Source organism: Sphingobacterium sp. Lzh-3 (assembly GCF_046764375.1).
Classification (GTDB): Bacteria; Bacteroidota; Bacteroidia; order Sphingobacteriales; family Sphingobacteriaceae; genus Sphingobacterium.
On record NZ_CP177226.1, the window covers coordinates 2,750,439 to 2,765,990 of the forward strand.

The window sequence follows — 15,552 nt, forward strand, 5'->3', positions numbered from 1 at the left end:
GATGACATGAGAAATCTGGTTTTAATTTCGGAATGCGCAATTATTAAAAAACTTATACGGAATATGAAATATTACTTACTGACCTTTTCTGTTTCGGCTCAGGTGCTCACAAAACGCACTGAACTGATCAATTACCTTAGCCGTCATATCGCTGATCTGAAATACATTTCGGCAGATCTTCAGGATAAACTATGCACCATTACCATCCGGACATTACGACGTGACGAAGGGGTTGTTCTTAATCTCTTGGCCATAAGAGGTTTCAAGGCATCTTTTCTATCAGCGACCGAAGGTCCCTAATCTGGGATTTAGCAAATTTCTGCGGCCCTGAATAGTGGGCCGGTTTAAAATTATCTGTTCAAAACGTTTGTTCGTTCGATTACAGTGATTTCCTCTGTCGCGTCAGTCTGTCGTTTTTTTGAAGTTCTGCAGTAGGTATATTGCCGTGAACGGCTAAAGCCACGGGGTAGGACTTTCCGCTCCAGATAACCTTCTGCCACATATTTGCGGAGTAATGAAGCAATTCGGTCAAACTTAAAAGTAATCTGATAGGCTTTTTCAGCAGCAGCGATAACCTGTTCAATGGTGCGGGGATCCTGAAAATAATCCGAGTCGAAAATCAGATGCATGACGGATTCCCGCTGATGACGATGATCCAGTTTTTGCGTCGTTTGGAGTTGATTTTTTTCTGTGACTTCGTCTTTAAAGAACTTTTTGTCTAAGGGAAAGAATTTGGTCCTAAATCGACCGAAATTACTGTGGGCATCCGTAGCTATCCTTAATGGCATTGATTCATCAAAAAAATGGGCCATCGGAATTGACAGCGAATCACAGAGCTTTGCTACAGCTTCCACAGGAATCGTCGAATTTTTGAGGAAGTAGCTCTGAAGGCGGCTTTCTGATATCTCGCTAAAATTAGCCAAGCCGGCTAATGTCATTGAAGTCTTGTCAAGAATTTCTAAGATCCGCATGGACATCCATTCAGCCAAGGCTATATTTGTGATTTTTCCCATATTAATTGCAGAATTCCGTAAGGAATTTAATTGATTGTATGATATGTTCAGGATTGTTTTATAATGATGTTGTTTTTCTTTGTTTATCTGGTCAGCATATCTTTTATTTATGTTGATATCCAAATCATGTGTTCTCTGTAGATGGATTTTTATGAAGATTGCTGCTTTTTTTTTGAAATTCAACTGATTATCTTAATAAAAACAACACGAGGTCCGTGTTAATTAATTTTATTAGACGATATTACTAATTTTTGTTGAAAATTGAAGGGTTTTTTAAGATAAATAGAGGAGTTTTTGACATAAATATGTTTTTTTTAAATTTAATTTACTGTTCCAAATAATTTAATTCCTTCAATTGACCGCTTCAAATAATTTAAGTTCTTCAATCGTCTTGTGAATACATTAAAATTGCGGAGCACTAGACTTGAGCTCCGCAATAAGAAGATTTTTAGGTAATCTTGCTGAAGATCTCCATTGCTGAAGATCTTCATCAGAACGTCAGTAGGCCTAGGGATAAGCTAGCCGAGTAACGGGATTTTCCGTTGTCACCATATCCACCAGGTGTAGACAGCGCTGTTTCTAGGCTGCCCGATCCCTTCAGATAAAGTTGATTGCTTTTCTTTCCGAAGTGGGCAAGCCGGTATTGTATGCTCAGGGCATTAACTACCCGATCGCGTGTTAAATACTGGTATATAGGCAGGGCAATGCTGTTTGCAACAAAATTGCTCGAATAGCTTTTATCTGTATAACTCCATTCGTTTTTTACGCCAAAATTGTAGTTGGATGCCACATCAAAGACCCAGCGCGACAGGGCTTTGTTAAAGCGGATGCCAATATCCATGCGGTCGACGATTTCTTTTCCTTGCGGTAGGGCATAGCGATTGTCCCAGCCGGAATAACTTACGGTGGCCTTGGCAAACCAGTCGGAGCGATAGGCGCTGGTTTCTTTGGCCAATATATACCCCAAAGTAGCCTGGCTGCGTAGTGCTGTATTCAAGCTGCCTTCAAAAATAGTTTCATAACTGCGATCGTCTGTCCGCTGCAATTGCTGGTATTCGGTATTGGAAATATCACAATACAGCAGGTTTAAATCGAAGTGATGATTGTAATCGCCACGTTTTAGATCAATGGCCGATAACACTGTGTACTGATCGTATTGATGTTTGCCAGCCTTCATCGGATAGGTGCTGCCGTCGGTAGCCTTTTCCTCATGACGAAGGTAGCTTCCGGACAGCAACCAGCTGAACTGATCGGCGGTATAACGAAAGCTGAGTTCGCTGCCATACGCATGCGCAAGATAGCTGCGTTCCATATCTGCCGTCATAATGAATGGTGATGCCCCAAGGTATTCGGCCAGCCCCAGAAGTCTATACAGGTTGTATTGTTGACTTCCGTTGGCACGTACCAGATTTAGATCATTTTTCTGATAATTATAAATGGCTGCAATCCCAAGCTGATGCCGCTTGCTGATTTTGTAGGAAATATTCGGTGCTAGCTGGATTTTATTTTCCGTATCTAGAGAACGTGGGTCCATTTGTCGCGCTCCCGTAGCAACCTGATAGTAGAGGTCGAGGCCGGCACGCATGCGGCCACCAGCAAAGCTGGGGCTCGCTACTTTGAGGCCCATTGTATAAAACTGCTTATTCCAGTCGCCCTTTAGTGAGTCGACTAGCTGATAGGGATTGTCAGTAAATGGATTCACAAGGGACGCATAGGCCAGCTCCTTCTCTTTCAATGTGGTAAAGTCAAAGCGACCATAGAGAGTCCAGTCGCCGGAACGCTGAAATTTCTCTGTCGAAAAATTGAGTCCCTGTTTCGATTTGCCTGTAAATGGATGTCTAAAATCTCCGCCTTCATAGAAGTAGCCTAAGGTGGTGTTTCCCACTGCGGGTAGGTCAAGCTCCCCAAGTAAAGCGCTGCTTTTGAGTTTTAACAGGCTTTCCTTTTCTTTGGAGTAGCTGATATTCGGATTTTCCTGTGCTTGCAACTGCATGAAAGAGGCTGTAAATGCCAGGGAAAAAATATATTTTATGTTCATGATGCGCCTGCTTATTTGGAATAACTTTTGGGACTAGGGGTATCGTTTATCGCAAAGTCGCTGGAGGAATTGTTGGTGTCCATCAATACTTTGATGCCATTGATTTCTTCCCTTACTTTCCGGATAACCGACTTTCCGGTGCCGGCTCCGCCGCCAACAAAGGCTACTCCAGCATCAATCGTGAGCGGTAAACGCTTTTTGTCCAGTGTAATGGTGCTGTTGGCAACGCAATCCACGCCGTCGATAACTTTGTCTGCGGCAACTTTGACATAACGTGTTGAAGCCGTTGCTCCGGGTTCGGTAACAGTTTCGTAGCTGGCATAGTCGTCGGGCGAAAGGATAACGAGTCCAGAGCCGTTGACACCGGGCAGCCAGTCAAAAACGGTCAACGATGAGCTATAGATCAGCGTTACGTTGGGTACGTCTGGCGAGTCGGTATCGTTGGAATTTCCGGGCGGATTAAAATAGGTCTCAAAATCGGCTATTCCAGCCCCTAAATCTGTGGGTGCATTGGGATTGCCTTTTGGATCTGTCTTATGATTAATTCCGTCGACAGCAATGACAATGGATTTGCCCGGCGCTACAGGGTGATCTACACCTGCGGTACCCGGAATGGTCCATAGGGAAGCAAGGTATACGTTTTGCTGGTCGTCGATAAATTTGGTGGCTAGCGTTGAACCCGCTTTTGTCGCTCCAAAGGAGATTCCGCCGGCGTATAGGGTGTCGGTCGAGTTGTTGTAGATTTCTACAAAACCATCGTATAAATAAGACGAATTATTTGGGGTGCGGCTACCGGTATAGTAAAATTCCTTGATGACAAATCCACCGATGGCACCGCCGCTCAGCTGAATGTCGGTCTTTCCGGATTCCTGAATACGCAGGGAAGGGATGGAGGCATTCAAAAATGCTTTGCCTAGGCGTCCGCTGATGCTGATGCTTTCCTCTTCGGTCACCTCCCGGCTTACCGTTACGGTGTAGATACCAGGTATAATATCCTGCAGATCGACCTCACCCTTTGCATTGGTGGTCAATTGGGACTGTTGACCTGTAAAGGTGTTTTTAAGGGTTACCGTAGCATTCGCGGCAAAAGATTCAATATAATTGCTGGGGTAGTGGACAGCCAGGGTATAGGAAAGCGTATTGACCGTCGCAAAATCTTTGCGGCAGCCACTCAATAAACAGAGCAACGCAACCAGGTAGAGATAACAATTGATTTTCTTCATTTTTTTAGAATTTAATAGACAGTTCGGTTCCAAAAAAGATATCAATATTTCGTTTTGTGAACTGTTCGGGATTGCGTGTACTCCGTACCAACGGTCTGTTGTTGATGAAGTTGTTGGCATAGAACGAGAAGCCCATATTTTTGGCAAACTCCTTGGTCAATTTCATATTGAACAGCCAGAGTGGTTTCCAGCTTTCGGTACGGAAGGTTGCGTCGCTGAGACTGAGGTAAATATCGCGGTCGGCCGAGGTGATCTGCTGGCGCTCTGCCTCTGAAAAATAGACGATGTCCATAGGTTTGTCGGATCCTACAGGGATATAACCGATCGGCAGGCTGGAGTAGTCGACATTACGCTCCTTATCGATCCAGATGGTCTGTGCCGTCAGGGTCAGGATAAACCGTAGTTCGGGAATATGGTGTATGGCCCTTAAAGTGGTCATGAGTCGCTCGCTGTCGGTTCCGCGTGGCGCAAATACACCCACGCGTATCATCGTTTTGTTGGGCACCTCCTGTGCAAGGATATAAGGTATGCTGGTCGTTGATTTGGTCGACTGATAGGCCCCCGTCAGCTGAAAAGAAGTGCGGATAGCGTCGAAGCGGCCCATATCAAAATCAAATTCAGCCCCCTTGTTGATGATCTGCCTACCGTTGGTAGGGGTGGCATAGGTAAATACATAAGGCGTATTGGTTACAATATCACTCAAAATCGGTTTTCCGCCCGCTACTTCCTGCTGTACGGTATACGTCGGAATAAGCGCATACTGCAAGCTGTTTAAGGTGGTCATATAGTCGTAGGCATTGTCGATCTTATCGTGATAAGCGGTAATGCTCAAACGCTGGCCTTTGCCGACTTTCCAGTCGATACCCAATTCTTTTTTATAGGATTTGGCCAGCTTAAGCTGATCGTTGCCTGTTTCATAGACGCGTGTGGTCAGGAGCGCTAGCGCTTCATTGGGATCTTGCTTGTAATAGTTTAAACTGAAAACATCGAAATAGGCATTTTCGGGATACAGCATGTTCAAGGTAGGTGCCTTGGTGGCGATGCCATAGCCTCCGCGTAGGGTAAAGGCAGGCAGAAGATCGTAGCTCACATTGATCCGTGGCGACACAGCGGTTTTGCCGTCGCCACTGAAAGGCTGTAGCTGATCCATACGCACACCGGCCTGTATAGCCAGTTCGCGTTTTCCAAATCGGGCCGTCATACGGTCCTCGGCATAGGCACCGAGCTGATTCAGTGCGGGTATATCTTTGTAGGCCCGCGCACGGTATCCGTTCAGGTTATTGGTGCGGTAGGGGAAGTTGGGGTCAAAGGTCTTTCCGTTTCCACTGTTGGCATCCATTCGGTAATCTGTACCGACAAGGACGCGGTGTGTAAAAAGGCCTGTTTTGGCATAAAATTCATCCGATATCTTGGCAAATAAATTGACCGGATTTCCCTCTACCCAAGCTTTATTGATATAGCTGGCAGGTAGATAGGGGGCTTCAAATGTACCATCGTTATACGAGTTTCCCACAGCTGAAATACCAGCAGTTCCAGCATTTTCCATGTATGATTTCTGAAGCGAATAATTCAATGACACGGTATAGTTTAACTGTCGGGCCAGGGTCTTATTGACCTTCCATTTTCCATTGGTCGAAAAGCGGTAACTGTATTCCTGCGACTTTTTGAGCTGCGGAACAGCATTGGCATCGGGATCAATTTTGACGTTATCCAGGTTGCTACCAAAGGAGAAATAAGTATTTGTATACAATGGTTTTTCCTGACCAAAGGTTTTGCTGTACTGCGCTGAACCGATTACGCGGTTATAGGCGGCATAGGCCGATGTCTGCTTGTCATTCGCCCGGGTGTAGTCAAGGTCGACAAATAAAGTTCCCTTGTTTTTTCCGAGATCAAAACCCTGACCAGCCCAGAATTGGGTAAGCTTCGGGTTTATCCGTCCTTTGATCTGCAGGTCTTCTTTTCCAGCTTTTGTCTGCACGATAATGGCGCCCGAGGTCATGTCGCCATATTCGACCCCAGCAATGCCGCGGATGACTTCAACGGATTCGACATTATCGGCTGTGTACTGCCGCATATCGGCACCCAAACCCTGGGAAGTGGAAAAGCTGCCGATTGAACCGCTGGATCCTGAAGTGCCTGTTATTATAGCCGCAGAACCCAAAGACTGCAAATTGGCATTGTTGGACGTGGGTGCCCCGTTAATGATAAGCGATGTACCCAGGGAGCTCATATAATCCGAAGAACGGTTGGTCTGGTTGCTATTGCCCACATTCCGTATGCCCGTTTTATTGACGTTGGTGAAACTCGGATTCGTGGTCATTCCACCGGGTAGCAACTGTAGTACTTCACCCAGGTTGGTCGCCTGCATATGTTCAATGGCCTTACGGTTGATGATGGTCGAGGTAGCACCTTCTTTTCGGTTTTCCTGACCAACGACCACAACGTCTGCCAGGGCAATGGAGTTTTCGGCCAATGCTATCACAATAGGCTCTTTGCTGGCAGTCACGGTCTGCTCTACTGTCAGCATCCCAAGGTAGCTGACAACAAGAGTGTACTGTCCGCTTGGAGTGCTGTCGAACGTAAACCGACCGCTTTCATCGGTTTTGGCGTACAGACCCAGCTCCCTGATTTGTACGGTAGCTCCTTTGAGTGCCTTGCCGGTGCTTTTCTCTGTGATTATGCCACGGATATCGCCGTCCTGAAAAGAGCGTTCAGTCAACGGTTTTGTGTTGTTGGTTGTAGCGGCGAACGTAGTTGGCGATGCTGATAAGGTCAATAGGGCAAAGAATAGGATAGATCTTTGCCGTATCAACGCTGGTTCGTTATTTTCCATGGCTATGTCCCATATTTTCGGGGTTAATCATGATGTGTGCTTTGTAAGATCCCTCGTCCATTAACCAGGGAATTCCAGGTAAACCCGGTTTGCTCGACAAGCCGATATCGGCTGCTTTTGCATAAGGAACATAGATCACATAACGTCGCTGTGCACCTTCGATTTCTCCGGTTGTGTTGTTCAGTTTGGCTAATGGTCCCCAATAGCCGTACAGTATGGTTGGTGTCTGCGGGATGGGTAATTTGCCCGCTTTGTGTTCGGCTTCGCGGATTTCATCACGTTGTTTGCGTTTGCCTTCGGCGATCAGTTCGCGGCCGCGGGCCATAAAAGGATCCAAACTTTTTGGATAGGCGTAGGCATATAAAACGGAAGATTTGTAGTCGGGTGCAAGACAGATCAGGTTATTGGTGGCGGTGCCTTCCTGTAAGGTGATAAACTCGCCTTTTTCGTTATAACCCAATACTTTGGCGCCTTCGCGTTGGTCTGCCGGGGCTGCCTGTAATGCAATTTTTATCTGTAGATCTTTTGCGAGCGGACTGCGTTCCTGTTTTTGTCCAAATACAGCCAGGGTACCCCACGATAGCGCAAGGGTGATAATAAGATGTTTCATAGATATTCGTTTAGCGATTAATGACTAATTGTTTTTGCTTGTTGACACTAGAATGCTGCAAATATATGTATTTAGATTTATTATAAATAAGTGAATTTTAAAATATTATTTCAGTTAAATACGATTAATACGCTTTTAAATAATATATTTCAATATAAAATATATTATTTTTAATCGTTTTAAATAAAGTTAATGTACATTTGCATGCATCTTTATGCGTATTTTAACACATCTTAATATGAAGCGTACTACGTTTACCGGTTTATCCCTCGCATTGAGTCTATTGGCTGTGAAGCAGCTCCATGCGCAATCCATACAGGAACCTACTGTAAAAAGTCCAACCAGCTTTGCGATCATTGTCGACCAGCATACCTACGATCAGGCAAAACCTGAGATTGATGCTTATCGTGCCGCAGTGGAAAAAGATGGATTAGGGACTTATATTATTTCGAGTCAATGGGCCAAACCGGACGAGATCCGGACGTTATTGAAGAGCCTGTATGCAAAAAAACAACCCCTGGAGGGCACGGTACTGATCGGTGATATTCCAATTCCTATGCTACGGGACGCACAGTTTTTGACTTCGGCCTTTAAGATGTCGCAAAATATCCGCTGGGATAAGTCATCGGTACCATCCGACCGGTACTACGATGATTTTGACCTGCAATTTGACTTTATCAAACAGGATACGGCCAAGTCGAGGTCCAATTATTTTTACTATAGCTTAAGTGCTGCTTCGCCGCAGTATATACAGATGGATATCTATTCGGCGCGGATCAAGCCGCCCGTGGAAAATGGCGAAGATCCTATTGCGAAAATCAAGGCATATTTAAAAAAGGTCGTTCAGCAGAAAGCACAGGCCAACCCCTTAAATGATATGATCGCTTCAACCGGTCACGGCTATAACTCCAATTCGGTCAACGCGACAATCAGCGATGCGCTGGCACTCAGATCGCAAATGCCCGCTTTGTTTCTTCCGGGAAATTCAGTCAAGTTTATCAATTTTCGCTCGGACAACTTCATTAAGTTTAATATATTGAATGAACTGAAGCGGGAGGGCTTGGATTTTGCATATATGACCGGACATGGTACAGCCACGTTGCAGCTGTTAAATGGTTATCCATTGGCCTCCAATCCGCAGCCTTCCATGGAGAATGTGGCACGTTACCTACGCTCCAAGCTTCGATCTGCAAAAGAGGATGGCAGGGATGTGGAAGCGGTCAAAAAATCGTTTATGGAATCCCTTGGTGTTAACGAGAAGTGGATGCTCGATGCCTTTGACCCCAAAAGTATAGCGGCAGATTCTCTGTTCAATGACGATATGGATATGCAGATCCACGATATCAAAGACGGCCATATCAAAGCGCCTTTGGTTTACCTCAACTCCTGCCTGACAGGCTCCTTTCATCTGCCCAATTATCTAGCGGGCTATTATCCTTTTTCAGACAATGACAATATCGCGGCGGTGGCCAATTCGGTAGGGGTGCTACAGGATTTGTGGCCGGGTGAGCTTATGGGGCTGCTGCAGCATGGTGTTCGTGTAGGAAATTGGATGAAACACATGGCGTATCTGGAAACGCATATTTTGGGTGACCCAACCTTTCATTTTGCAGGTACAGCTGATCAGCGGCTGAAAATCAATACAGCGATCGGTTCACACGATCGGAATGCAGGCTACTGGCGCACGCTGCTGAAGGAAAATGATGCCGACCTGCAGGCGCTGGCCCTGGTCTATCTTTCGCGTATATTGCCTGAAAAAGAAGTAAGCCCTTTATTGAAACAGTATTACTTTCAATCGGCCTTTGAAACCGTACGTACGCAGGCTTTTATACAATTGCGTCAACTGGAAAATCCGGATTATTTTGAGGTATTGCATGCTGCCAAGTCCGATTCGTATGAGTTTATCCGCCGTTCGGCAGTGTATGATCTGGCGGAGTTTGGCGGAAATGATTTTGTCAAAGATATGATCCAGCTGTATCTGAGCGACCCACACTCCGAACGGGTGGGGTACCGTCTGCGTACCTCCCTTAGTTTTATGGAGCCAGCGCTGGTCAAACAGGAAATCGATCGGCAGATTCGACAAAATCCCAACTTGAGCAATGCGAAGCTTTTGGCGGACAAACTGGATCAGATTGTTCTTTCTGGCGAGAAAACAACCCAAACCCTGACCAAAAAGATCTTGGACAAGGAAGAAAAGGAAAAGGAGCGCCTCAATGATATCCGTACCATGCGTCTGTACCGTTATCACCGCATGGTGCCGGTGCTGATTGAGACCGTTCTGGATAAAAGTAACTCGGCGGATATACGTGTAACAGCGCTGGAAGCGCTGAGCTGGTTCCCACTTTCGTATCAGCGCCGCGCCATATACGATGCCTGTGAACAAATAATAAAATCAGATGCACCAGAAACGGTAAAATACCAAAGTCTGAAAACAAAGAACATCATGGAAGGTTATTCGAAAAAATAAATGTGATTGTTGAAACCCTCGATGGGTTCGCAGAAATTCAGGTAATATTTGATTAACATTTTGTTCGTTGTGTCTGTCATTATTTCTAAGATGGTAGCAATTTATTGCTGCCATTTTTTAAATAACTACATTTACGTGTATGTTTCAAAAGAAAAATATCATTACTGTGCAACACCCTGAATCCATGCACCATAAAAATGGCATGATCGGTTCATGGAGCGACTGGGAATTAACTGACAAAGGCCGGCAACAGGCCGAAAATATTGCTGCAAACTTAAAGTCGCAATTTCCACATACAAGCTTTTCACTGTATACATCTCCACTTAGCAGAGCAAAGCAGACAGCAGAAATTATAGGAAAGCAGTTCAATATAGATCCCCAGATAACAACGGCGCTGAAGGAACGGTATTTGGGAAGAGCGGTGGGCCAGTCTGTTCAATGGCTTAGGGATAATATTGAGCAGGAAGAAATATCGATCTATGATAAATGTTTTAGTGATGCTGAATCCAGATTTGATGTATGGCAAAGAATGCTACCATTCTATGAAACGATATTAGGTAGTACCGAAGAAAATATTATCATTGTCTCGCACGGAGATAGTTTAAGTATCTTTAATGTTATGTGGCTGGGCTTGCACGTGGAAGTACTTAATACGATAGATCTGTATGGTGTCAGTGGTGGGGTTTCTTTTCTTTACCAAACAGAAATGGGAAAAAGAATCATTAAGCGGATGAGCGATACAGCGTATTTGTCCCCTGAGTTGTAGTAGGCCATTTTGTTTATTCTTTTACGCCTTATTCTGAAATCCTACTAAATTCGAAGGGTATCTGGACACTGTCGCCAGCGACATTGGCTTTCAGCTTTTCACCTTCACGCCAGTAGGTGATCTTCTTAGGAAAGGGCAGCGAGTCGTTGTTACATTCTAATAGACCATCTTTTATCATAGTCACCTGAAAGGCGATAAAATCTTTCTCATCGGGTGTTTTAACCAATAAATTCCAGTTGCCGTCGGATTTTAATAATTGCATTTTTTCCTGATGGATGGTATCCAGGTTTTGCAGAGTAAAAGCAAAACCTGCATATTCTGCGTCCTTGATTTTCTTCCAATATTCAAAAGTCCGTTTATCTTTGGCTTCGTTGGTACGCTGCCATTTTCCCAATAACCAGTCGAAGTTTTCGGATGGCTCATTTTGAATTCCTAGGCATTGCACAAAAATGAGCAGAATGAACACTGAAATCCAAAGGTTGATTAATTTTACCATCTTATATTTTGTTTTAAAGGTTTATCAACTAACGGCTTTTAGCTGGTGAAACAGGGCTGAAATGTTAAAAAGGGGCTCTGTTGCGCCGATGTGATTAAATTTAATGAAAAAAAATGGAGTTGGAAAGTATTGTCTTGGTAGTCACTTTGTTAATTTAGCTTAATGTTTGTTAAATCAAATCTTCCTGTAAGCAAACATTTATAAATAATTCGTTATTTAGGTATAAAAGGAAACAGGATGATGTCCGATTTTAAAAAAAATATGCACCTGGTAAATCGCGCCGGATTTGGGATGAGCCTAAAGCAGATTACGACTTTTGAAAAGCAGTCTACCGCAGTCCTCTGTAAGCAATATGCTCAGGAACATGAATTTCATCCCATCAGTTTCAATACGGAGCAGACCGACATCGGCTATACTTCGCTTTCTAAGTTGAATGCTGCAGACAAAAAGATGGTGCAGCAGCGAAATTCCATATACGGAATAATACAAGACTATATTGTTTGATTTTCATCCGAACAATTCTACCGCTCAGTTGTTTAAATTAGAGAAAATGTAATTTAATGTGCTTTAAATTGGAATAAAAGCAACATAATACTCTTTTTGTTTCTAAACCTTACATTTTTAATAAAATAAATACTGCTATGAACAATTTAGAATTGAACGATGTTCAGCAGCATTGGAATAATTTTATTTCCTCTGCCATTGCTTGGGCGCCCCGTATTATTACTGCTGTAATTTCCGCTTTACTTATTTATCTGATCGGATCCTGGATTATCCGCTTAATCAAACGGATGATCGACAAGGCATTTGAGAAGCGACAAATGGATATTTCCCTGCAACGATTTCTAAGCAATCTCATTAGTTGGATTCTAAATATCTTATTATTTATCGTTGTCGTTACACAATTGGGGGTGCAGACCTCTGCATTTGTGGCCATTATTGGTGCGGCAGGTCTGGCCATAGGTCTGGCCCTGCAGGGATCCTTGTCCAATTTTGCCGGCGGAATACTGATCTTACTCCTCAAGCCTTTCCGTGTGGGCGATTACATAACCTCCACGACAAATATTGCGGGTACGGTGACAGAAATTGATATCTTCAATACCAAGTTAAATACACCGCAAAATCAGCAGGTGGTTGTTCCAAATGGCGTGTTGTCAAATAGTAGCATCACCAATTATACAAAACTTGGAACACGCCGCACATGGTTTGACATTGGCGTTGCCTACGATGCTGATCTGAAACAGGCAAAAGAAATACTCCTCAACATCGTTAGAAACAATGAATTTGCTTTTAAAGAGCCTGCGCCACAGGTGGTGGTGACAGAACTTGGCGACAGTGCGATCAATCTTTCTGTACGCGTCACGACCTCCAACGAAAACTTTTGGACCATGCAGGAACAGCTGATCATTGACTGTAAGGAAGCTTTGGATAAGGCCGGGATTGAAATTCCATTTCCGCAGCGCGATGTGCATATCCGAAATAATTCATGATGGGAGAAGGAAGCTATTTCCTTGTCCGTTGAATTTATGGGCGGCTGGTAAAATTAGATGCTTCTGAGCGGACAAGGTGATTAGGTTGGCAGACGGGACCTTACCCATCAGATCGTGATACGGTAAATTTAGCTTTATAAAGCTTTCAGAATCTGTTCCCGATATTTAATTCCCCATTCGCCCATGGTATCGATAATTTGATGGAGGCTTTTTCCAAATTCAGTTAACTCGTAGTCAACTGAGACTGGCATCGTGTTGTTTTGTGTTCTGATGATCAGCTGATTGATCTCCAAATCTTTCAATTCTTTGGAAAGTGTTTTTGAGGCAATACCTTCTACTTGTCTTTTCAGGTCCATAAAACGCATTCTTCCGATGTAATAGAGCTGACTGATGATCAACGTCTTCCATTTACCGTCCAGTAGTGACATCGTATCCTTCACGCCTCGTAAATGCTCAGTGCAGTGTGGTTCTATCGCTATTTTTTCTTTTTTCATACCCAAGTAAAAGACAAAGGTATAAAATGTTTTATTGACTACTTAGTTACTCAAGAGTAACTGGTTTCCTGTAGGTAACAAGTGGTAAATTGTTACTAAATAACCTATAACTTTGTCGCATTATAAAAATTAAGCAATTCTTTTTAGGTAAAAAAGATTGTGTGAATTTGCGTTTTAATTGGATTAAAAAAGATAAGATTATGGCATTAAAAGAAGCCCTTAACTGGAGATCGGCGACAAAGAGTTTTAACGGTGAAACAATCGACAAGGAGAAATTAGACCAGATATTGGAGGCTATTAGACTGGCTCCAACAAGCTCAGGTTTGCAGCCATTTAAGGTATTTGTAATTAACAATAGAGAAATTAGAGAACAATTAACACCCATCGCATGGGGGCAGCCACAGATCTTGCAGGCCTCACATATCCTTATTTTTGCAGCATGGGACGAGATATCGAAAGATCGGGTAGACGGATTTTTTGAATTCAGCAATCAAGTCCGTAATCTGCCTTCGACAGCAACGGATGCTTATCGATTGAACCTGTTGGCCATGTTGGCTGAAAAGACCAAAGAAGAACAATTTATCGATGCATCGAGACAGGCTTATATCGCCTTGGGATTCGGACTATTGGCTGCGGCTGAACTAAAAGTTGATGCAACACCGATGGAGGGATTTGACCATGCAGCCCTGGATGAATTGTTGGATCTTAAATCACAAGGCTTAAGAAGCACCGTGATCATGGCTGTCGGTCATCGTGATCCTGAAAATGACTGGTGGTCAAAATTGGATCGTGTCCGCAGACCGCACGAAGAGTTGTTTACGACGTTATAATATATAAGTTAGCTTATTAGCTTAATTGTTAAAAGGGATCTCCATAGGTCCCTTTTTTGTTTTTTTGGGCAGAAGATCTGCGGGTGTGATAAATCCGTAAAGCAGTTTAATGATTGCGTAAATAAAATGTACGACAATAGTGGTCACCTTTGTATTAAGGTAAAAAAAGAGCGATGTCCATCGACATTTTTTTGTTTTTCATTAGGTGGAAGGTGGTCATGCGAAGGCCACCTTTTCTCTTTTACCGGTTGTTGTTCCATAAAAGGATTGTATAGGTACACTCCACTCGTTTTCAACTCGACCTTATTTATCTCTTTTCTTCGTGCCTACGCCGATTTGCCTAAGGAAAGAGAGGCAACCAAGTATGATGATTTGTTTTATGTTATAATAGTTTTAATTTGATATATGGGGAAACATGTTGAACGCAATTTTGAAGAGCTGAAAATTCAGCTCAAATCAGAAAGTGAGATACTTTTTTTTTCAATCACAACAGAACTAAGCAATCTCCAGCCCAGAAGCCATGATTTTTTCATGCTGCTGCTTTTCGAACATGGAATTGGTGTCCACACCATTGATTCGGTAGATTTTGAAATCCGCCCGCAACAATTTCACTTTCTGCAGCCAGGGCAGGTTCATCGATACCAGTTCAAGGGCGATATTCAGGGCTGCGGCTTAGTTATTCATTCACAGTTTTTTGAAACGTTTTCGGCAGGTTTTCGCTTTGCATTGCAGCTTTATCGTAAATTTCCGGTGCTAGACTTAGGGGATGAAGATTTCAACAATCTCAAAAAGGAATTTAAAGGGATTGAGCATGAAATAGTAGGCAGTAAGATGTTTAAAGAACTGATCATTGCCAAATTATTTGTGGTCGCATTCTCGATCAGCCGGGTCTCTAAAGAATACTTTGATGATTTAACGATCTATGAAGGTGGTTTTTTGTTTGCCGAATACCAACATCTTATCGATAAACATTTTGTTTGGGAGAGGTCAGTTTCTTTCTATGCTGAAAAACTGAATGTCTCCAGAAATTACTTAAACTATCTTGTAAAGCGTTATATCGGCCGTAATGCCACTAGCCTGATCAATGATCGCGTTATACTGAAAGCGAAAGACATGCTAAGTAGTGGGATGTCGGTGAAGAAAACGGCCTATGCATTGAATTTTATGGACGTTTCTTATTTTTCCAGGTACTTCAAACGGCATACCCAAATAACACCCCGCGCCTTCAGTAAACAATATCATTGATCGCTACATGCGATTTATTTTTTGTCGAAACGTCCCAGTCATTTCCC

14 protein-coding genes are annotated in these 15,552 nt (G+C 43.5%); 7 read left to right on the top strand and 7 right to left on the bottom strand.

Annotated features, from left to right (window positions below; genetic code table 11):
• The first annotated feature begins 63 nt into the window (after positions 1–63).
• Complete coding sequence (locus tag ACLCDV_RS11310) at positions 64–300, top strand: hypothetical protein (protein ID WP_046676052.1); 237 nt, start codon at positions 64–66, stop codon at positions 298–300.
• Between the two features lie 50 nt (positions 301–350).
• Here ACLCDV_RS11310 and ACLCDV_RS11315 read toward each other — a convergent pair whose 3' ends face one another.
• From ACLCDV_RS11315 to ACLCDV_RS11335, 5 genes are all read right to left on the bottom strand, one after another.
• A complete protein-coding gene (locus ACLCDV_RS11315; RefSeq protein WP_411973744.1) occupies positions 351–1,013 on the bottom strand; it encodes a hypothetical protein in 663 nt (220 codons plus the stop codon).
• A 490-nt stretch (positions 1,014–1,503) separates the two neighbouring features.
• Positions 1,504–3,051: a DUF6850 family outer membrane beta-barrel protein gene (locus ACLCDV_RS11320; RefSeq protein ID WP_411973745.1), complete on the bottom strand. Its 1,548-nt coding sequence runs from the start codon at positions 3,049–3,051 to the stop codon at positions 1,504–1,506.
• Between the two features lie 11 nt (positions 3,052–3,062).
• A complete protein-coding gene (locus tag ACLCDV_RS11325; RefSeq protein ID WP_411973746.1) occupies positions 3,063–4,274 on the bottom strand; it encodes a DUF4876 domain-containing protein in 1,212 nt (403 codons plus the stop codon).
• 4 nt (positions 4,275–4,278) lie between these two features.
• Positions 4,279–7,107: a TonB-dependent receptor gene (locus ACLCDV_RS11330; protein WP_411973747.1), complete on the bottom strand. Its 2,829-nt coding sequence runs from the start codon at positions 7,105–7,107 to the stop codon at positions 4,279–4,281.
• Entirely contained in the window at positions 7,097–7,717 is a 621-nt protein-coding gene (locus ACLCDV_RS11335; RefSeq protein WP_182981394.1) for a hypothetical protein, read from the bottom strand. Before ACLCDV_RS11335 ends, ACLCDV_RS11330 begins: the two co-directional genes overlap by 11 nt.
• Positions 7,718–7,955: 238 nt before the next feature.
• Here ACLCDV_RS11335 and ACLCDV_RS11340 point away from each other — a divergent pair, with 238 nt between their 5' ends.
• Entirely contained in the window at positions 7,956–10,184 is a 2,229-nt protein-coding gene (locus ACLCDV_RS11340; RefSeq protein WP_411973748.1) for a HEAT repeat domain-containing protein, read from the top strand.
• A gap of 139 nt (positions 10,185–10,323) precedes the next feature.
• On the top strand, positions 10,324–10,950 hold the full coding sequence (locus tag ACLCDV_RS11345) for a histidine phosphatase family protein (protein ID WP_411973749.1): 627 nt from the start codon (positions 10,324–10,326) through the stop codon (positions 10,948–10,950).
• Between the two features lie 28 nt (positions 10,951–10,978).
• On the opposite strand, the gene ACLCDV_RS11350 is transcribed toward ACLCDV_RS11345, so the two are convergent.
• Entirely contained in the window at positions 10,979–11,446 is a 468-nt protein-coding gene (locus ACLCDV_RS11350) for a hypothetical protein (protein WP_411973750.1), read from the bottom strand.
• Positions 11,447–11,707: 261 nt separating this feature from the next.
• On the opposite strand from ACLCDV_RS11350, the gene ACLCDV_RS11355 reads away from it, so the two are divergent.
• Together ACLCDV_RS11355 and ACLCDV_RS11360 are read left to right on the top strand one after the other, a co-directional pair.
• Entirely contained in the window at positions 11,708–11,950 is a 243-nt protein-coding gene (locus tag ACLCDV_RS11355; protein ID WP_411973751.1) for a hypothetical protein, read from the top strand.
• Positions 11,951–12,087: 137 nt separating this feature from the next.
• Positions 12,088–12,936: a mechanosensitive ion channel family protein gene (locus tag ACLCDV_RS11360; RefSeq protein WP_411973752.1), complete on the top strand. Its 849-nt coding sequence runs from the start codon at positions 12,088–12,090 to the stop codon at positions 12,934–12,936.
• Positions 12,937–13,070: 134 nt separating this feature from the next.
• Here ACLCDV_RS11360 and ACLCDV_RS11365 read toward each other — a convergent pair whose 3' ends face one another.
• Positions 13,071–13,430: a helix-turn-helix domain-containing protein gene (locus tag ACLCDV_RS11365; RefSeq protein WP_343570529.1), complete on the bottom strand. Its 360-nt coding sequence runs from the start codon at positions 13,428–13,430 to the stop codon at positions 13,071–13,073.
• A gap of 200 nt (positions 13,431–13,630) precedes the next feature.
• Here ACLCDV_RS11365 and ACLCDV_RS11370 point away from each other — a divergent pair, with 200 nt between their 5' ends.
• Together ACLCDV_RS11370 and ACLCDV_RS11375 are read left to right on the top strand one after the other, a co-directional pair.
• Complete coding sequence (locus ACLCDV_RS11370) at positions 13,631–14,260, top strand: NAD(P)H-dependent oxidoreductase (RefSeq protein WP_343570531.1); 630 nt, start codon at positions 13,631–13,633, stop codon at positions 14,258–14,260.
• Between the two features lie 405 nt (positions 14,261–14,665).
• Positions 14,666–15,505, top strand: coding sequence for an AraC family transcriptional regulator (locus ACLCDV_RS11375; protein WP_411973753.1), 840 nt, complete (start codon positions 14,666–14,668; stop codon positions 15,503–15,505).
• Positions 15,506–15,552 lie beyond the last annotated feature (47 nt).